The sequence below is a fragment of the Polaribacter sp. 20A6 genome (assembly GCF_011378915.1).
Classification (GTDB): Bacteria; Bacteroidota; Bacteroidia; order Flavobacteriales; family Flavobacteriaceae; genus Polaribacter; species Polaribacter sejongensis.
Window position 1 is genome coordinate 322,244 of the sequence record NZ_WTPZ01000001.1, and the last position, 18,935, is coordinate 341,178.

Here is an 18,935-nt window from a genome sequence, read left to right on the forward strand (position 1 = left end):
TAAAATTAATTTTAATTAATATTCTTACATACAAAAGCTTAAAAAAATATATAAATGAATAATACTTTAGTCAAGATAAAGAGAAAGTTACTTAAAACACGAGATTATATAGAAATTAAATTTTTTAGAAATAATGAAAATAAATTCTTAAAAATACAATTGAAATGGGGTTTATGTAATAAACTTCATTGCTTGTTTAGTGCTTGCGATATTGCATTAAAAGAAGGATATTCTATAATTGAGCCTGATTTTGGGTGGAGAAAAAGTATTCGTTTTTCTGATATTTATGATATTGATTATTTTAATAAAGTAATGAGTGATTATAATAATGGTAAAGATTTAATCATTCCAAAAGATAAAGTTTTAAGAAATAAATATTTAGATTTTTTAAATTTTAAGATTGTTTATAATAAAATAGATCTTTATAATTATTCAGAAAAAGAGCTAACAAAAGAACGTGAGTTATGTGAAATTAGTTCAAAATCAACTAAACATAGAGTTTTGGGAGCGTTAAAGCTTAAGCCAGAATATGAGAAGATTGTAAATGATTACCTTTCAAATAATTTAGACATAGCACTTCAGATAAGAACAGAATCTGATTGGCGAAATTATGCTAAAGTTAAAAAAACTTTTGATAAAAAAGAATTGGTTTTAGTGGAATTAGAAGACATTATGAAAATGATAGCTAAGGTTATTAACTCTCAAAACATCTTTTTTACATCAGGTGAAAACCACCCTGAAATAATTGATTATTTAGAAAAATTAAATTATACAGTATCTTATTTCTACAACCCTAATCTCGAATACGAAATTAATGCGGCAATTAATTTTGAAATATGCTGTAATGCAAAGAATTTTATAGGTAATTCTAGAAGTTCATATTCTACTTTAGTCGCTTATAAGCGAGCAAATATTTTAGAAAAAGATAATTCTTTTATTTATAATTATGATAATAAATTACACCTTCGTATAGATAAAGGTTTATATGGTGTTGCTTATGAGGCTATTAATAAAAAGACAATAATTGTTTAGAAGTTAATATAATTTTTTAGTGCATAAGTTAATTATTTATGAAAATCAATCCACTCGTATCTATTATTATTCCTACATACAATAGAGCAAAACTAATAAAAGAAACTCTAAATTCAATTGTAGCTCAAACCTACAGTAATTGGGAGTGTATTATTGTTGATGATGGTTCTACAGACAATATGTTGGCTATTTTAGAAGCGTATACTCAAAAAGACAAACGTTTTCATTATTATACCAGACCAAGTACAAGAAAAAAAGGTGCAAATGCCTGTAGAAATTATGGTTTAGATATAGCAAAAGGTGATTACATTATTTTTTTTGATTCTGATGATGTCTTCTCTGAAACGGCATTAGAAGAAAGAATTAATTCTTTTAAAAAGAATGATGTAGATATGATTATTACTTCTATGGGCTTGTTTACTGAAATCAGTGACCTTAAAGTAGATGAAAATAGATTTATTTTTAAAGCTAATTTAGAACACAATATTGATGAATTTATAGTTGGTGATAAATTACCTTGGAGTATTCATAGGGTAACCTTTAAAAGTAGTTTGATTAAAAATAAAATCTATTTTAATGAAGAAATGTTAAGGTTTCAGGATGTAGATTTTAATATTAGAGTCTTAAAAAACTTAGTACCTAAATACCTTTCTATCGACAGAACAGATTGTTATTATAGAAATGATACAAAAAGTAATGAAAGGTATAATAATAAAATTTTTATAGACACCGTTTTTGAAAATTTCTATATCTTATATGCTAATATTTTTAAATCTTTGGATAAAAAGAAAAAAGAAAAATTACAAAAGGAAATTGTTATAAAATTATTTGTTTTTATAAAAGCATATTATAAGAAACAAAATAATAGTAAAATAATTATAAAAATAATTAAGTTGTTTAAAGAAGAATTTGAAATCAGTGTTTCTCAGCAAGTAGCACTTTATAGTATTTATATTCTTAATAGATTTTATTATAATAAGAAAGGATATTTTACTATTACAAAAAAAATACGAAATATGATTTCTGAGTAATTAAATTATAATCTAAACCTATTTAATTTAGGTATTATCAAATTACATTTTGTAAAAACCTAAAAGAAATGAGAATATATTTAGGTACATTAACAGGTTACATTTAAAATGTTTATAATTCAGATATTTTAAATTTATAATAAAATATGTTTAAAGAAAAAATAAAATTAGCGATAGTAATACCATATTTTAAGCTAACTTTTTTTGAAGAAACATTAAAATCTTTGGTTAATCAAAACAACAAAAATTTTAATGTTTATATCGGAAATGATGCAAGTTCAGAATGTCCGAATAATCTTTTAGAAAAATATAGGAGTCAAATTAGTTTTACATATAAAAAATTTGAATCAAATTTAGGGTCTATTTCTTTAGTTAAACAATGGGAACGTTGTATTGATTTAATAGATAATGAAGAGTGGATTATGATTTTAGGTGATGATGATTTTTTAGAAAGTACTGTAGTGGCTTCTTGGTATAATTCATACAATGAGTTTCGTGAAAAAGTAAATGTTGTTAGGTTTGCGACACAATCATTAGATATTGAAGAAAAAACGTTATCCTGTTTATACACACATCCAGTATGGGAAAAACCAGGAGATGCTTACTATAGAAATTTAAAAGATTTAACCCGTTCTTCTTTATCTGAATATGTTTTTACTAAACAAGCATATGTAAAACATGGTTTTAGAGACTACCCTTTAGCTTGGTATTCAGATGATCAAGCTTGGTTAGATTTTTCTGAAAATAAATATATTTACTCAATAAATTCTTCTTGTTTAACGATTGGTGTATCTAATTCTAGTATAACAGGTATGGATAATAATTTTGATCTTAAAAATAAAGCATTACTTTTATTTTATAAAAATAATATTATTGAAAGATTAAAAGAATTTCCTGAAGAATTACAAGTTTATTTTTTGAAGTATTATGAAATTTATTTAAAATTATTCAAAAAGAAACTTACAATGTCTGATTGGTTTTTTTTATTTAAATACCATTTTAAAAATTTTAAATTTTTTGCTTTCTTAAAATTAATAAGAAGGTTTTTATTATTCTTAATTAAGAAAACCTTTTTTTTAAAAACTAATTAAAATGTTGAAAGAGGCAAGTTTCATTTCCATTATTATTCCAACTTATAACAGAGCTCATATAATTAGTGAAACATTAAATTCTATAATAGCACAAACCTATACCAATTGGGAGTGTATTGTTATAGATGATGGATCTAATGATAATACTACTTCTGTTTTAAGCGAGTATATTAAGAAAGACAATCGTTTTCAATATCATAAAAGACCGAGTAATAGGTGTAAAGGAGCAAATTCTTGTCGTAATTATGGGTTTGAAATTAGTAAAGGAAACTATATTCAATGGTTTGATAGTGATGATTTATTAGATAAAAATGCATTTGAAAATTATATAAAAGGAATTGTGAATGGAGGAGATTTAATAGTAGCTCCCATTAAAGTCTTTAGAAATAATTTAGATTTTATTTCAGAAATAAAAGTGTTTTCAAATAATTTAATAGAAGACTATCTTGTGGGAAATGTTAGTTTCTTAACAGGAGCAGCATTTTGGAATAGATCATTTTTAAACAATCAAAAAGAAATGTTTGATGAAACTTTAGGTAATTTAGATGATTGGGATTTTAATTTAAGGATGCTTTATCAGAATCCTAAGATAAAGGTCTTAAAGATGCCGTTAATGCTATATAGAGCACATGAAAATAGTTTGTCTTATGAATTAGATAAATTAAATTTAAGGGAGATTAAATCTGAGTTTATTGCTAGAAAAAAGCATGAAAAAATCCTTAAAGAACAAGGGATTAATGCTATAAAATTAACAGAGTTTATTATTTTTAGGCATAAAATATTTCTTAGAATGGCGTTAGTTAGTAATAGTGAAATTAAATACTATCTATTTAAAGAAACTTTAAAAAAGCAAATTGAAAATTATAAATTTTATAGTTTTTTTAAAACATTAATTTTTACACTCTTTTATTTGGCTTTTAATAAAGGCTATAAATATTTATAATAATTTTTAATTAGATATCGTATATTAAATGCTCTTCAATTCCATAGAATTTTTAATCTTTTTATGCATCGTGTTTGCTTTGTATTGGTTTGTTTTTAAGAAAACCAAGCAACAAAACGTTTTAATTTTACTGGCAAGCTATGTTTTTTATGGTTGGTGGGATTGGCGTTTTTTGTCCTTAATATTTTTAAGCACACTTATCGATTTCTCAATCGGAAAATATTTAGAAGTAACCGATGAAAAAACAAAAAGAAAATGGGCTTTAGGATTAAGTTTGGCCTTTAACTTAGGAATGTTAGGTTTCTTTAAATATTACAATTTTTTTATTGAAAACTTCATAGCTGCTTTTGAGCAGTTAGGCGTACAAATGAATGTTTCTAGTATACAAATCATTTTACCAGTCGGAATTTCATTTTATACATTTCAAACATTAAGTTATACGATTGATGTGTATCATAAAAAATTATCTCCGTCTAATAACTTTGTTTCTTTTGCTAGTTTTGTGTCTTTTTTTCCACAATTAGTGGCAGGGCCAATAGAAAGAGCTTCCAATTTATTACCTCAATTCAGTAAAGAAAGAAAATTTAATTATGATTATGCCGTTTCTGGTATGAAACTGATTTTGTGGGGATTGGTAAAAAAAGTAGTGATAGCAGATAATTGTGCTGTGTATGTAAATCAGATTTTTGAGAATTACCAAGAACAATCTGGATTGACTTTAATTATTGGAGCCGTTTTTTTTGCCTTTCAAATTTATGGAGATTTTAGTGGGTATTCTGATATAGCTGTAGGAACAGCCAGATTATTTGGTTTCGATTTAATGAGAAATTTTAAGTATCCATACTTTTCTAGAGATATTGCAGAGTTTTGGCGTAATTGGCATATTTCTTTAACCACATGGTTTAGAGATTATGTATATATTCCGTTAGGAGGTTCTAGAGGATCTAAAATATTTCAATTAAGAAATGTGTTTATAATCTTTTTAGTAAGTGGTTTCTGGCACGGTGCAAACTGGACTTTCATTGCTTGGGGAGCTATAAATGCGTTGTTATTTATACCGTTATTATTAACAAATAGAAATAGAAAAAACACAGATATTATATGTGAGAATATCAAAAGAACTTCCTTGAAAGAAGTTTTAAGTATTATAGGAACGTTTTCACTTACTTGCTTAGCATGGGTGTTTTTTAGAGCAGCAACCATTACAGAAGCCGTAAAATATATTGGTGGTATCTTTGATGTTTCTAACTTTTGGCCTTCTGTGATTCGACAAAAAAGAATGTTTCCAATATTGTTTATCTTCATTCTTATAGAATGGCTTTCTAGACGTGACGAGGTTATCGTTGTTTTTAAAAATAAATATCGAAAGATTTTCTATGTATTATTTATTTTTGTAGTGCTGTATTCAATGTCTTCTGCAGAAAAAACATCATTTATATATTTTCAATTTTAATACAATGAAATTATTTTTAAAAAATAGTTCAATACTTTTAGCAATCATAGTTTGTTTATTTATTATTCTTGATTTATTTGTATTTCCAAATAATAAAAATACGTATAATTATAAAGCCGGTTTATTACAGAATAAAGATGTAGAGGTTTTAATTTCTGGAAATTCACATTTAGGCTTTGGAGTGTTAGCTGATAGTGTCTCTAATTTTAACGCGGTAAATATTGCAACAAAGGCAAGGGAGTTAAACACGGATATAGATTTATTGATTAACAATGTAGAAAATAGAGAAAAATTAAAAGCAGTATTAATTCCGATATCTTACTATTCTTTATTTGGCGAATTAAATGCGATTAATGAATATCATAAAGGTCAGATGCGATTATATTATAATTTTTTTAAAATTAAAAAATATGATCAAGGTGTGTTAAAAAATAGCTTAATCATCAATGAACCTTTTAGGGAATTAATGAATGATAGTTATTTTCTTTCTTTTATGAAGAAACAGAAAGTATCTAAAAAAGGTTGGAGGGCAAATAATACTTTATTTGTAAAAGACCCAGATATTATTAAGAAGTTAAAACGATTAGAAGTAAGTGTTAAAAACAACTCTTTAATAGAAAAAAACATAAACAGAATTAAGAAATTAAATGCCAAATGTAAAGCTAATAATGTCAAATTAATTTTAGTTTTACCTCCGTATTCTAAATACTTCTATTCATTAACCAATTACAAATACAGTAAAATTATTCATAAAATACTTTCTAAAAACCTAAAGGATATTGAGGTAATTGAAGCTTTAGATTTTATGTCAACAGATTTAGTTTTTTATGAAAACTCAGATCACCTAAATGTAAAAGGAGCAAAAGTATTCACCAAAAAGTTAGATAGTATTTTAAAAGTAAGTTTATGAAAATACTATTCGTATGCCTTCAATACATCCATGCAGCAAGATGGATCAATCAATTAAAAGATACAGAACATGAAGTTTATGTGTTCGATTGCTTAGATAGACCTATTCATAAAGATTTATTATGGACTAATTATAGTACAGGTTGGAGTAAAAGAAAAGTACCTTATTTAAAGGGGGAGTTTTTTCTTGAAAAAAAAACACCAAGTGTTTTTAATAAAATAGAGCCCTATTTAAAGGTAACTGCTTCAGAAAAACTAGAAGAGTTGATTAAAGAACTCAAACCAGATTTAGTACATTCTTTAGAAATGCAATCGCAAACGTATCCTTTATTAAAAGTTCGAAAAAAAATTGATTTTAAATGGGCGTATTTTTCTTGGGGAAGTGATTTGTATTTATATCAAAATGAAAAGAAACATCAACAAAAGATAAAACAAGTCCTTTTTAACTTGAATTATCTATTTGTTGATAATCAAAGAGATATCGATATTGCAAAAGATTTAGGGTTTAAAAATGAAGTTGCAGGTGTTTTCCCTGGTGGTGGCGGTTATCAATTAGGAAAAATAAAAGATACTGTTGCAGAAATTCCCAAAGAAGACTTAATTATTATTAAAGGATATCATCATTGGGCGGGTAGAGCTTTAGTTGTTTTAAAAGCCTTAGAGTCGATAAAGAATGATTTAATTGATTATAAAATTTTGGTTTATTCTGCACACGATAACGTTATTGATAAAATTGAAGAAATGAATGGCAATGGATGGAATATAGCATATATAAGTAGAAAAAAAGAAGTGAGTCAGAATGAATTATTAAAGTTATTTGCGAAAGCTAAAATTTCCATTGGTAATAATATTTCAGACGGAATACCAAACACACTTTTAGAAGCAATTATTTTAGGTGCTTTTCCTATTCAATCGAACCCTGGTGGTGCAAGTGAAGACTATATTTCCGATGGTGAAAATGGATTTTTAATTCAGAATCCAGAAGATGCTGTCGAAATTTCTAAATTGATATCTAAAGCTTTAAAAAGTGATGAGTTATTAGAAAAAGCTTTTTTAATGAATCAAGAAATTGCAAAGAAATTAGCATACAAAGAAATTCGAAACCGTGTTTTAGACGCTTATGCTGCCATAGAAAATAATATTTAAGATTATAAAATGAGTTCAAAAACAGTATTATTTATTGTAAACAATAGTAAAATAGACTTAAACTCGAGCGGAGGTGCATCTGTATATTTTAGTCATGTAGATTTGTTGCATTCGTTGGGGTATAAAATTATATTATTAGCTACACAATGGAATGATGTAAGTGTTTTTAATAATGATGATTATACTGATGTTAGAGAAAAGTTAGATACTATTATATCTTATTCCGTGGTTAAAAAACAACCGAATAAAGGAATAAAGCGTTTAAGTGATGCTATTTTTAATCCGACAAAGTTTGAATATTATTTTATCAATAAAGAGAATAAAGAGTTTATTGAAAACATTATTATAAAACATAAAATCGATTTTATTTGGGCAGAATGGAGATGGAATGCAATAATGGTCGCTGCATTTAATTTAAAAACACCAAGTATTTATAGTCACCATGATTGGGAATATAAGTTGGCGAAGTTAAGAACTCCGAATCAGAATTTAAACAAACGTTTTCATACTTTTCAGAAAAAACGAGTTGAAATAAATTTAATAAAAACTGTAGCAGGTGTTGTTTCTGGTTCTTATACAGAAACAAATGAGGTTTTAGAACATCAAAAAAAGGCGCTTTATCTACCAACTACTTATATCAATATAGAAGTTGATGTTAAACCAAATAAAACGCCTAAAATAGTACATCTTGGCGGTATGGGAACAACAGCAAACAGAATTGGTTTGGAAAGATTTTTGACTGTATGTTGGGATGCAATTAAAACAGCAATACCAACTGTAGAATTAGTTATTATAGGGAAGTTAAAGGGAGCATCAGAAAAACTATTGAATTTAATAAATTTTGATAAAAGTATCGTTTCCTTAGGGTTTGTTAAAGAATTAGACAATGTTCTTTTACCAGGAGACTTTCATATTATTCCTTGGGAATTTAATACAGGAACAAGAACTAGAGTCCCTGTCGTTTTTAATCATAAGCAAGTTTTAGTTTCCACAAAAGCAGCGGTAGAATGTTATCCGGAGGTAACCAATAAAAATGCTGTTTTATGTGACGATTTAACAGATATGGGTCATAAAATTATAGAATTATATAACACAAATGATAAAGGGATGAAAATAGCACTGGAAGGAAAACAACTATTTAAAAATCATTTTACAACTGCTTCACAAAAAGAAAATTTAAGCACATTTTTACAAAAAATCAAATGAAAGAAACATTTATAATTGCAGAAATTGCACAGGCACATGATGGTAGTTTAGGTTTAGCACATTCTTATATTGACGCGGTTGCTAAGACAGGTTGTAATGCAATTAAATTTCAAACACATATTGCAGCTGCAGAAAGTAGTAGTGAAGAACCTTTTCGTGTAAATTTTTCTTATGAGGATAAAACTCGTTTCGATTATTGGAAAAGAATGGAATTTACTTTAGAACAATGGAAAGAAATAAAGGCACATTGTACTAAAGTTGGTTTAGAGTTTATAAGTTCTCCGTTTAGCAATACAGCGGTTGATTTATTGGAGGAAGTTGGAGTAGAACGTTACAAAATAGGTTCTGGAGAGGTAAATAATTTCGTTTTATTAGAAAAGATTATTCAGACAGGGAAACCTATCCTTATTTCTTCGGGAATGAGTTCTTATGAAGAATTAGATAAAACGGTGGCATTTTTAAAAAGTAGAAATGCTAAGTATTCTATTTTACAATGCACCACAGCATATCCAACAGCTCCAAAACAGTTTGGTTTTAATGTACTTAAAGAATTAAAGGAAAGATATGATGTTTCGGTAGGTTTTTCAGACCATTCATCGTCTATAGAAGCTAGTATTGCAGCAGTAGCTCTAGGAGCCGATATTTTAGAGTTTCATGTTGTTTTTAATAAAGAAATGTTTGGTCCTGATGCCAAAGCGTCTTTGAATTTTAAAGAAACGAAACAGTTAGTAAAAGCGGTTAGAAAAATAAAAGAGGCTTTAAACAACCCAATAGATAAAAATGAAAACTCTAGTTTTAATGAGTTAAAACAAATTTTTGAAAAATCTTTAGCTGTTAATAAGAATTTACCAAAAGGACATTTAATAACTTTTTCTGACCTTGAAACCAAAAAACCAAAGGGATTTGGTATTTTAGCAAGTGATTATAAAGATGTCATTGGAAAAGAGTTAAATAAAGATCTTAATCAATGGGATTTTTTAAATTTTAGCGATTTAAAAGAATAATATGTTAAAAAGAAAAATTTGTGTTGTGGTTACTGCAAGACCTTCTTACAGTAGAATTAAAACAGCACTTACAGCTATAAAAAACCATCCTAAATTAGAGTTACAATTAGTTATTGCAGGTTCTGCCTTATTAGGTAGATATGGCAATGCTGTAGATGTGATAGAAAAAGATGGTTTTAAAATTAATGAAAAAGTGTTTATGGTTTTAGAGGGAGAAAACCCAACAGCTATGGCCAAAACTACTGGTTTAGGAGTTATGGAATTAGCCAATGTTTTCTATAATTTAAAACCAGATGCCGTTATTACTATTGCAGATCGGTTTGAAACTATTGCAACTTCTATTGCAGCTGCTTATCAAAATATACCTCTTATACATATACAAGGTGGTGAGGTTACTGGTAATATTGATGAAAAAGTGAGACATGCAAATACAAAGTTAGCAGATATTCATTTGGTAGCTTCGGAAGATGCTAAAAAGCGTGTAATAAAGTTAGGCGAGAATCCTGATTATGTAATAAATACAGGTTGCCCTTCTATAGATTTAGCCAAAGAAATTAAAGAAAAACCTTTGTTAGATTTTAATCCCGTAGAAAAATACGGAGGAGTTGGTACTTCTTTAGAGTGGAAAGAAAAAGGATATATTGTTGTAATGCAACATCCGGTAACCACAGAATATAAGGCAGCAAAAGAAGATGTTTTAAAAACATTACATGCGGTTGTAGAATTAGGGATTCCTACATTTTGGTTTTGGCCAAATGTAGATGCTGGATCAGACGGAACTTCAAGTGGAATTAGACAATTTAGAGAAATAAATAAACCTCAGAATATTCATTTCTTTAAAAACATGGAGCCTCATGACTTTTTAACTTTATTAGTGAATTCTAAATGTTTAATAGGGAATTCTAGTGTTGGTATTAGAGAATGTTCTTATTTAGGCGTACCGGTTGTTAATCTTGGTAGTCGTCAGAATAGAAGAGAAAGAGGAGATAATGTCTTAGATGTAGATTATAATAAAGACATTATAAAAGAAGCGATATTAACTCAAATTAATAATAAAAATATTTCATCTTCTACTATTTATGGTGATGGAAAATCAGGTAAAAAAATAGCTGATGTTTTGGCCCAAATTCCTTTATTATTTCATAAAACTATAACTTATTAATGAGAATTCTAGGCTTAATACCAGCAAGAGGAGGATCTAAAGGAGTACCAGGTAAAAATATAAAATTACTTGGAGGAAAACCTTTGTTAGAATACACGTCGGAAATTGCTTTGGCTTCTAAGTATTTATCTAAAGTAGTTTTAAGTTCTGATGATGATAAAATTATTGATATCGCTAAAGGTTTAGGAGTAGAAGTTCCTTTTAAAAGACCAGCTAATTTAGCAGAAGATGCATCGCCAACTTTACCGGTTATAAAGCATGCGTTACAGTTTTATAAAGATAAAGGAGAATATTTTGATGCTGTTTGTTTATTACAAGTTATAAGTCCTTTTAGAACTTTAGCTTTTTTAGATGAAGCAATCGAAAAATTTATAGCACAAGATACAGATTCTTTAGTTTCAGTGCAAGAAGTTCCGCATGAGTACAATCCGCATTGGACTTTTAAAATGAATGATGATGGAAATTTGAAAATAGCTACTGGAGAAAAAAGTATTATTCCCAGAAGACAAGAACTTCCATTGGCTTATCATAGGGACGGAAGTGTATATATTACAAAAACCAATGTTATAGAAGAACAAAACTCTTTGTATGGAAATAGTGTAGCTTTTTTAGTGACTCCTAAAGAGAATCATGTAAATATAGATACTTTAAAAGATTGGGAAAAAGCAGAAAGTATTGTAAAGAATAAGTAGTAAAATAATGAAGATAGTACTAAAGAAGGCAATTAATACGCATGTAACTGTTACTAATAAAAAGTTTAAGTACACTTTTTTTAAACCCAAAAAGGATTTAAAAGGAAGTAAACATTTAAGCTGTACAACAGATCGTTTTATATTTTTATTAATTTCTTCGGATAATAAAAAAAAGCAATTTAAGAAGTTTATTTCTAATGTTATTTTAGGTAAAGGACAGGTTTTAAAATCTAATTTATCCAATTTAGACGGAATTTTTCAGGTTTTTGTACATGATAAAAAAGAAAATAAAACACAAGTAGTGTCTGACGCTTTAGGTATTGGTTCTTTTTACTATTTAAAAAAGGATGATAATTCTTTTATCTTTTTCGAAAACTTTAATAATGCGGAAAAGTTAAATACAACATTAACAATATCTCCTTTAGGTTTATTTTCTCAACTTACTTTTGGGTATCGAGTAAATCCGTATCCAGAACTCTATAAAGAAGTAAGTAAAATAAAAGCCTCTTATAAATATACCATCCATAATACTGAAATAATAGAAAATAAGTTTCATTTTTTAGAAAATAAACCTAACTTAAAAAAAGCGATTAAAGCTTTTAGTAAAGAGTCTAATAAATTCAAAAATGTTACGGTTGGTATTACTGCTGGTAGAGATTGCTTAACCATTTTGAGCACCTTACAGAAAGAAAAAAACATTAAGCTTTGTAACTTCGGACATGAAAACTCTGCAGATGTTAAACAAGGTAAAATAATAAGTGAAGAATTAGGAGTTCCGTTTAAAAACTTTAAGAATGTAGATAATTCTAATTTTTTAAAACTGGCTAATCATATTTCTAGTGTTTCTGGAGGTTTGTGTACTTTATCTTATGTAGATATGGCTAATTTTGCTTCTAAAATAGCGAGTGAAAGTAATTACTTAATGGGAGAAGCAGGAGCTTGTGTCCGTCTTCTATTAGATCATAATTTGTCTGATAAGGAACAGTTTGATGAATATTTAACTCCGGCTACTTTTGTAAATAAGATTATAAATGCAAAGCATAAAGAGTTCTTTTTATCAGAAAGAAACCAACTTTTAGACTTGTTAGAAACTACCTATTATTCAGATAAGAGCAATCCAATTTCTATCAGTTTTTATAGAAATGCAAGAATGCCAGGTAATTTTGGAAATAGACATAAAACACTTACCGCATTTTCTGATAAAACATCGCCTTTTTTAGCATACGATTTTATGAAACATAGTTATGGTTTGGAAAAAAGTAATTTTTCTGATGATAATTTACATCTTCAAATTATTATGAATTCGAATGCCGAACTAGAAAAATACTTTAAAGATCCGTTGAAAAAAACAACCAATACAGTACAAGAATGGAATTTAAGGTTTAACGAATATGTTGGAGCTATTTACATGGATATTATTGAAGAAAACTTTGAGTATTTAAAAGAGTTTTTTGATAAGGAACAACTAATAGATTTGTGTAAAGAACAAGTAGATAATCCTGGTAGAGGAATCTATTTTTTACATAGGGTGATATCGCTATTATTATTTTTAAGTAATTTTAATAATAAAACGGCCAATGTCAATTAAAAAAAAGAAATTATTAATTGTTTTTGTAAATAAATCGAATTATGATAACTACGAAAATTCTGGCACTTTAAAATTATTAGATGAGAAATACGATCTAAAAATTTGGTATGATGGCGAGACCAATTACGCTTCAATTCAATTACCACAGTTAGATTTTAATGGCAAAATAGAATATTTAAAATATTTAAAAGAAAAAGCAAGTTTAAAGTATTTTGATACTATTAAAGAACAAAATACGCATACTTTTTATAGAAGATTTAAACGAGTAAAAGGGTTTAAAAATGCTTTAAAATTTAAAAGTATTATTTTCTTTTCAAACTTTTTTAAGTCTGATAAAGGAATTTTATTTTTAGAAAAAAAACTGAATAGTTTTGTAGAAAAAACAAGCTTTTATAAAAAATCTACAGAGATTCTAAAGAAAGAAAACCCAGATATGTTGTTAATTACACATCAATCTACAAGTATAACATTGGGTGTTTCATTAGCGGCCAAAAAGAACAATGTACAGGTGTTAACATCTATTCATTCTTGGGATAATATTGTAAAAGGTAATAAGCTAGTAGATGCAGATTACTATGTGGTTTGGAGTAATTATATGAAAAATGAATTGGTAGATTATTATCCAACTGTAAAAAAAGAGACTGTTTTTACAACGGGTACTCCTCAATTTCATGATTATAATTCGAATCAAAAATTAATAAATAGAGAAGATTTTTTTAGAGAATTTAAAATACCAAAGGCAACATTTTATATTTGTTTTTCGGCAAACTTTAAAGCAATTGGTCAAGATGAGCCTCAATATTTAGAAGATTTAATTTTAGAAGTAAAAAAACACAATATTTCAAGTAAGGAAAATATTCATATTATTTTTAGACCACACCCAACGGAAGGATCTAATAGGTTTGATAATTTATTAAGTGAGAATAGCGATAATGTTACAAAGGTTATACACACAAAAAACACAGAATTTAATGCTTCTCAAGTATTATTTTCTATTATTTATTATACAGATGCTATGATAAATGTTGGTTCTACCATGGGCTTAGATGCAACATTATTAAATAAACCAGCTTTTTATTTAGATTATACTGTTAAAAATAGTTCTCCATTATTTTCTATTGATGAAATTTATAAACTAGTACATTTTAAAAGTTTAAAAGAATCTGATAATGCTATTTATCACATTAAAAGTAAAAGTGAATTTGCAGTAATTTTTAAAATTATTAAAGAAGAAAATAATGTAGCAATTTTAAAACAAAAAAAATGGGCAAAAACAATTGTGAAACACCCCATAGAAGGTTTTGCAGAGAATTATATAAACGTATTAAGTAAGATAATTTAACATATGCACATAGGTTTTTTACTTCCAGAATATCCGCATAAAAAAATAACCACTGCTTGCGCAGGAATTGGTACGTCATCAAAAAATATTATTCTTGGTATTTTAAAAGAGAACCACCAAGTTTCTGTTTTTATTTACGGTCAAGATTGTACGGAAATTATTAAAGAAGGAAATTTAACCATCCATAAAATCAAGAAGAATCAATTTAAATATTTCGGTTTTTACCTATATAGAAAACAACTGAATACGTACATAAATAAAATTATATCAGAAGATAAAATAGATCTATTAGAAGCAGTAGATTGGACCGGTATTACGGCTTTTATGAAGTTTAAAATACCACATGTTTTAAGATTACACGGCACGGATGCTTTTTTCTGTAATCTTGATAAAAGACCACAAAGTAAGAAAAATTATTTTTTTGAAAAAGTAGCTTATAAAAATGCAACCGCTGTAATTGGAGTTTCTGATTTTGTATTACAGCTTTCTAATAAAATATTTAAAGTTGAAAAAATAGGAACTGTTATTCCGAATGGATTGTTTTTTGAAACGATACCAACACATACTGACGTTATCGTAAAAGAAAATACGATTTTGTATTTTGGTTCTATTATACGTAAAAAAGGAATTTTAGAATTAGCAGCTATTTTTAATAAAGTTATTTTAGAAAGACCAGATACAAAGCTATCTTTTTTAGGAATTGATGTGCCAGATGTACAAACAAAAACATCTACATTAGGTTTGTTTAAAGATTTACTATCTGCAGAAGCTTTAACTAATTTTGAATACTTAGGAGTGGTTCCCTATAACGAATTAACAAAAGTAATTGCTAAAACTCAAATTTGTGTATTTCCTTCTTTGGCAGAATCTTTTGGTATGGTTACTATTGAAGCCATGTATTTAAAAAAAGCAATTGTAAACACTAATTACTCTTGGGCAAAAGAAATTATTAAAAACGAAGAAACCGGACTTTTAGAAGATCCTAAAAATCATGACGGGTTTGCTAGTAAAATAATACAACTTTTAGATGATAAAAGTTTATGTAAAAAAATAGGAGAGAGGGCACATAAAGAAGTGGTTGAAAATTTTTCAATTAAAATAATTACAACAAAAAATATCACCTTTTATAAAAAAAATATTGCAAATGAAGTTTAGTTTAATTATTTGCACATACATGCGTCCTTTAGCAATTTTAAAGTTGTTACAATCCGTTGAAGAGCAAGAAGTATATCCTGATGAGATTTTAATTATTGATGGTTCTGCAGATGACAAAACAACACTTGTTTTAGAGCAAAATACGTTTAAAAATCTTGTCTATTTTAAAGTTGATAAAGCAAATAGAGGATTAACAAAGCAACGTAATTTTGGGATTTCAAAAGTTTCTAGAGATATAGATATTGTTTGTTTTTTAGACGATGATATTATTTTAGAAAAACCTTATTTTAAAAATTTAATTGCCACTTATAAAGAACAACCAGAAGCTGGAGGAGTTGGAGGGTATATCTTAAATGAGGTGAAATGGAGGTCTTTAATAAAGGATGAAAAACCAACGTTTAAAGAATTTGAAATTGATGGTTATGTTAGAGATTTAGGAAGTAGAAATGTTTTACGTAAACGATTAGGGTTACTATCGGATCAACCACCTTGTATAATGCCAGAGTTTTCAAATGGGTTTTCGGTTGGGAGCTTACCTCCAAATAATAAAACCTATAAAGCAGAGTATTTTATGGGAGGAGTTTCTTCCTTTAAAAAAGAAGTAGTAGATACCATTAAATTCTCAGAATATTTTGAAGGCTATGGTTTGTATGAAGATTTAGAATATTGTTTAAGAGTTTCTAGAAGCTATAATTTATACGTAAATACTTCCGCTACTTTATATCATTATCATGAAGACGGAGGCAGACCTAATAAGTATACTTACGGAAAAATGGTGGTTAGAAATGGTTGGTATGTTTGGCGTACAAAATTTCCGAAACCATCTTTTGAAGCAAGAGTAAAATGGAATGCTACAGTATTATTGTTAATGACAATACGTTTGTCTAATTGCATAAAAGGAAATATGAAAAAGGAAGCATTTACCGAAGCACTAGGTAGAAAAATAGGGTGGATTAGTTTACTCTTTAATAAACCTTTAAAAGTATGAAGTTTGCTATTATAACACATGCGGTGCATAAAAGTAAAAATCAAAAATGGTATGCTTACGAACCTTATGTTCGTGAAATGAATTTATGGTTACAGAATGTATCTGAAACGAGAATTGTTGCTCCTATTTCTAAAGAAGAAATTTCAGCAATAGAAGTAGTTTACAATTTTAACAATGTTACTTTAAAAGAGATACCAGTTTTTGATGTATTGTCTTTAAAAACTAAAATTCTTTCTATATTTAAAATTCCATATATTTTAATTCAAATTATAAAAGCTTGTTTTTGGGCAGATCATATACATTTAAGATGTCCAGGAAATGTAGGTCTATTAGGATGTTTTGTTCAAATTTTATTTCCATCTAAACCTAAAACGGTTAAATATGCTGGTAATTGGGATCCTAAAAGTAAACAACCAGTAAGTTATCGAATTCAAAAATGGATTGTTTCTAACACCTTTTTAACTAAAAATTGCAAAGTCTTGGTATATGGCGAATGGGAACATCAATCAAAAAATATTGTTCCTTTTTTTACAGCATCTTATGTTAATAAGGAAATTATAGATGTCCCTGAAAAAGACTTTTCTTCTAAAATTAATTTTATATTTGTCGGTGCTTTTACATCAGGTAAACAGCCATTATTAAGCGTTAAAGTTATAGAAAAACTTTTAACAAAAAATATTGCAGCAAAGTTAGATATGTATGGTTATGGTGTAGAGTTTTTAAAGGTTAAAGAGTATGTTGAACAAAATAATCTTAGCGAAAACGTTATTTTACATGGAAATCAATCTAAAGAAGTTGTTAAAAAAGCATTTCAAAAAGCACATTTTTTAATTTTCATATCAAAGTCTGAAGGTTGGCCTAAGGTAGTTGCGGAAGCAATGTTTTGGGGATGTTTACCAATTTCATCTAAAGTTTCTTGTGTAGAAAGTATGTTAGGAAATGGAACTAGAGGTACTATTGTAGAAAGTGATGTAAAAGCTAATGAAATAGTGACTGTTATTGAAAATTATATTAATGATAAGAATAGGTATCAAAAACAAGTTTTATACGCTAAAAAGTGGTCTCAGCAATATACTTTGGAAAAATTTTCATCAGAAATAAAAAAATACTTTTAAATGGATAATTTAGGAGTTATACAAGTGATAGATTCTTTGGATACTGGTGGGGCAGAAGTTCTTGCTGTTAACATAGCAAATGCTTTAAGTTCTGAAGGGATTAATTCACATTTATGTACAACAAGAAAAGAAGGAGTATTAAAAGATAATTTAAATAAAAGTATCGGTTTCTTATTTTTAGAAAAGAAAAGTAGTGTTGATTTCTCTGCTATTTTCAGATTTAAGAAATATTTAAAGAAGAATAATATAGGTATTATTCATGCGCATACTACATCTTATTTTTTTGCTTTTTGCATAAAGATAATTTATCCTAAAGTGAAGATTATTTGGCATAATCATACAGGAAATTATGTTAATTTAAAAGGATTTAAGTTTTTTGTAATAAAATTTATTAGCACTTTTTTTGATGGAATTATTAATGTAAACGAAGAGCTTAATCTTTGGGCTATTAATCAATTAAAACACAAGAAATCAATAAAGTTAGATAATTTCCCTCAATTTATAAATAAAAGTAAAACAACAAAATTAAAAGGAAAAGATAATAAAAGAATTGTAATTTTAGCATCTTTAAGAGAGGTGAAAAATCATTTGAATCTTTTAGAAGCATTTAATAGCGTATATATTAAGTATCCTGATTGGACCTTGCACTTTATTGGTAAAGACTTTAATGATAATTATTCAAAAAAGTTAAAACAATTTATTTCTGTAAATAAGTTAGATGAATCTGTTTATTTTTATGATCTATGTCTAGATATAGAACATGTCCTTAATCAAGCAACAATTGGAGCTTTATCTTCAAATTCAGAAGGTTTACCTGTTACTTTATTAGAATATGGATTGGCAAAACTACCGGTAGTTGTTACTAATGTTGGTGAATGCAGTAAAGTAATAGAAAATGGTAAATCTGGAATTGTTGTAGAAAAAGAAAATAGTATTGCGCTGGCAAAAGCGCTAGAAGAGTATGTACTTTCAGCAGATAAAAGAAGTTCTTTTGGAAATATGCACTTTAAAAATGTTCAAAATAAATATTCACAAGAGAGTTTTATAATTCAATTAAAAAATATATACACCTTATAAT

17 protein-coding genes are annotated in these 18,935 nt (G+C 27.3%); all 17 read left to right on the plus strand.

Annotation, left to right across the window (positions count from 1 at the left end):
• The first annotated feature begins 54 nt into the window (after window positions 1–54).
• The 17 genes from GQS57_RS01425 (at window position 55) to GQS57_RS01505 (ending at window position 18,934) form a co-directional block, all read left to right on the plus strand.
• The gene (locus GQS57_RS01425; RefSeq protein ID WP_165730500.1) at window positions 55–1,032 is read left to right on the plus strand and encodes a hypothetical protein; all 978 of its coding nucleotides are present in this window, start codon (window positions 55–57) and stop codon (window positions 1,030–1,032) included.
• 38 nt (window positions 1,033–1,070) lie between these two features.
• Window positions 1,071–2,063, plus strand: a complete 993-nt coding sequence (locus tag GQS57_RS01430; protein WP_165730502.1) for a glycosyltransferase family 2 protein — start codon at window positions 1,071–1,073, stop codon at window positions 2,061–2,063.
• Window positions 2,064–2,209: 146 nt separating this feature from the next.
• Window positions 2,210–3,154, plus strand: coding sequence for a glycosyltransferase family A protein (locus tag GQS57_RS01435; RefSeq protein ID WP_165730504.1), 945 nt, complete (start codon window positions 2,210–2,212; stop codon window positions 3,152–3,154).
• Between the two features lies 1 nt (window position 3,155).
• Entirely contained in the window at window positions 3,156–4,097 is a 942-nt protein-coding gene (locus GQS57_RS01440) for a glycosyltransferase family 2 protein (RefSeq protein ID WP_165730505.1), read from the plus strand.
• Window positions 4,098–4,125: 28 nt separating this feature from the next.
• Window positions 4,126–5,550, plus strand: a complete 1,425-nt coding sequence (locus tag GQS57_RS01445) for an MBOAT family protein (protein WP_165730506.1) — start codon at window positions 4,126–4,128, stop codon at window positions 5,548–5,550.
• Between the two features lie 4 nt (window positions 5,551–5,554).
• Window positions 5,555–6,460 (plus strand): hypothetical protein, encoded by a 906-nt coding sequence (locus GQS57_RS01450; protein WP_165730507.1) that lies wholly within the window; start codon window positions 5,555–5,557, stop codon window positions 6,458–6,460.
• The gene (locus GQS57_RS01455) at window positions 6,457–7,605 is read left to right on the plus strand and encodes a glycosyltransferase (RefSeq protein WP_165730508.1); all 1,149 of its coding nucleotides are present in this window, start codon (window positions 6,457–6,459) and stop codon (window positions 7,603–7,605) included. Before GQS57_RS01450 ends, GQS57_RS01455 begins: the two co-directional genes overlap by 4 nt.
• 9 nt (window positions 7,606–7,614) lie before the next feature.
• Window positions 7,615–8,811: a glycosyltransferase gene (locus GQS57_RS01460; protein ID WP_165730509.1), complete on the plus strand. Its 1,197-nt coding sequence runs from the start codon at window positions 7,615–7,617 to the stop codon at window positions 8,809–8,811.
• Window positions 8,808–9,815, plus strand: coding sequence for an N-acetylneuraminate synthase family protein (locus GQS57_RS01465; RefSeq protein WP_165730510.1), 1,008 nt, complete (start codon window positions 8,808–8,810; stop codon window positions 9,813–9,815). Before GQS57_RS01460 ends, GQS57_RS01465 begins: the two co-directional genes overlap by 4 nt.
• A gap of 1 nt (window position 9,816) precedes the next feature.
• The gene (gene neuC, locus GQS57_RS01470; protein WP_165730511.1) at window positions 9,817–10,977 is read left to right on the plus strand and encodes a UDP-N-acetylglucosamine 2-epimerase; all 1,161 of its coding nucleotides are present in this window, start codon (window positions 9,817–9,819) and stop codon (window positions 10,975–10,977) included.
• Window positions 10,977–11,669 carry an acylneuraminate cytidylyltransferase family protein gene (locus tag GQS57_RS01475; RefSeq protein WP_165730513.1) on the plus strand — a complete coding sequence of 231 codons (693 nt, stop codon included), beginning with the start codon at window positions 10,977–10,979 and terminating at the stop codon, window positions 11,667–11,669. Before neuC ends, GQS57_RS01475 begins: the two co-directional genes overlap by 1 nt.
• A 7-nt stretch (window positions 11,670–11,676) precedes the next feature.
• On the plus strand, window positions 11,677–13,257 hold the full coding sequence (locus GQS57_RS01480) for a hypothetical protein (RefSeq protein WP_165730515.1): 1,581 nt from the start codon (window positions 11,677–11,679) through the stop codon (window positions 13,255–13,257).
• On the plus strand, window positions 13,247–14,599 hold the full coding sequence (locus GQS57_RS01485; protein WP_165730517.1) for a hypothetical protein: 1,353 nt from the start codon (window positions 13,247–13,249) through the stop codon (window positions 14,597–14,599). Before GQS57_RS01480 ends, GQS57_RS01485 begins: the two co-directional genes overlap by 11 nt.
• Window positions 14,600–14,602: 3 nt before the next feature.
• Window positions 14,603–15,754: a glycosyltransferase family 4 protein gene (locus GQS57_RS01490; protein WP_165730518.1), complete on the plus strand. Its 1,152-nt coding sequence runs from the start codon at window positions 14,603–14,605 to the stop codon at window positions 15,752–15,754.
• Window positions 15,744–16,742, plus strand: a complete 999-nt coding sequence (locus GQS57_RS01495) for a glycosyltransferase family 2 protein (RefSeq protein WP_165730520.1) — start codon at window positions 15,744–15,746, stop codon at window positions 16,740–16,742. Before GQS57_RS01490 ends, GQS57_RS01495 begins: the two co-directional genes overlap by 11 nt.
• A complete protein-coding gene (locus tag GQS57_RS01500) occupies window positions 16,739–17,857 on the plus strand; it encodes a glycosyltransferase (RefSeq protein WP_165730522.1) in 1,119 nt (372 codons plus the stop codon). The genes GQS57_RS01495 and GQS57_RS01500 overlap by 4 nt, the downstream gene beginning before the upstream one ends.
• Window positions 17,858–18,934, plus strand: coding sequence for a glycosyltransferase (locus tag GQS57_RS01505; RefSeq protein WP_165730524.1), 1,077 nt, complete (start codon window positions 17,858–17,860; stop codon window positions 18,932–18,934). It begins immediately after the preceding gene.
• Window position 18,935: the final 1 nt, after the last annotated feature.

Bases quoted from the DNA above. Each gene is read 5' to 3' on its own strand.
- GQS57_RS01425 (WP_165730500.1), top strand. From the start codon at position 55: ATGAATAATACTTTAGTCAAGATAAAGAGAAAGTTACTTAAAACACGA.
- GQS57_RS01430 (WP_165730502.1), top strand. From the start codon at position 1,071: ATGAAAATCAATCCACTCGTATCTATTATTATTCCTACATACAATAGA.
- GQS57_RS01435 (WP_165730504.1), top strand. From the start codon at position 2,210: ATGTTTAAAGAAAAAATAAAATTAGCGATAGTAATACCATATTTTAAG.
- GQS57_RS01440 (WP_165730505.1), top strand. From the start codon at position 3,156: ATGTTGAAAGAGGCAAGTTTCATTTCCATTATTATTCCAACTTATAAC.
- GQS57_RS01445 (WP_165730506.1), top strand. From the start codon at position 4,126: ATGCTCTTCAATTCCATAGAATTTTTAATCTTTTTATGCATCGTGTTT.
- GQS57_RS01450 (WP_165730507.1), top strand. From the start codon at position 5,555: ATGAAATTATTTTTAAAAAATAGTTCAATACTTTTAGCAATCATAGTT.
- GQS57_RS01455 (WP_165730508.1), top strand. From the start codon at position 6,457: ATGAAAATACTATTCGTATGCCTTCAATACATCCATGCAGCAAGATGG.
- GQS57_RS01460 (WP_165730509.1), top strand. From the start codon at position 7,615: ATGAGTTCAAAAACAGTATTATTTATTGTAAACAATAGTAAAATAGAC.
- GQS57_RS01465 (WP_165730510.1), top strand. From the start codon at position 8,808: ATGAAAGAAACATTTATAATTGCAGAAATTGCACAGGCACATGATGGT.
- neuC (WP_165730511.1), top strand. From the start codon at position 9,817: ATGTTAAAAAGAAAAATTTGTGTTGTGGTTACTGCAAGACCTTCTTAC.
- GQS57_RS01475 (WP_165730513.1), top strand. From the start codon at position 10,977: ATGAGAATTCTAGGCTTAATACCAGCAAGAGGAGGATCTAAAGGAGTA.
- GQS57_RS01480 (WP_165730515.1), top strand. From the start codon at position 11,677: ATGAAGATAGTACTAAAGAAGGCAATTAATACGCATGTAACTGTTACT.
- GQS57_RS01485 (WP_165730517.1), top strand. From the start codon at position 13,247: ATGTCAATTAAAAAAAAGAAATTATTAATTGTTTTTGTAAATAAATCG.
- GQS57_RS01490 (WP_165730518.1), top strand. From the start codon at position 14,603: ATGCACATAGGTTTTTTACTTCCAGAATATCCGCATAAAAAAATAACC.
- GQS57_RS01495 (WP_165730520.1), top strand. From the start codon at position 15,744: ATGAAGTTTAGTTTAATTATTTGCACATACATGCGTCCTTTAGCAATT.
- GQS57_RS01500 (WP_165730522.1), top strand. From the start codon at position 16,739: ATGAAGTTTGCTATTATAACACATGCGGTGCATAAAAGTAAAAATCAA.
- GQS57_RS01505 (WP_165730524.1), top strand. From the start codon at position 17,858: ATGGATAATTTAGGAGTTATACAAGTGATAGATTCTTTGGATACTGGT.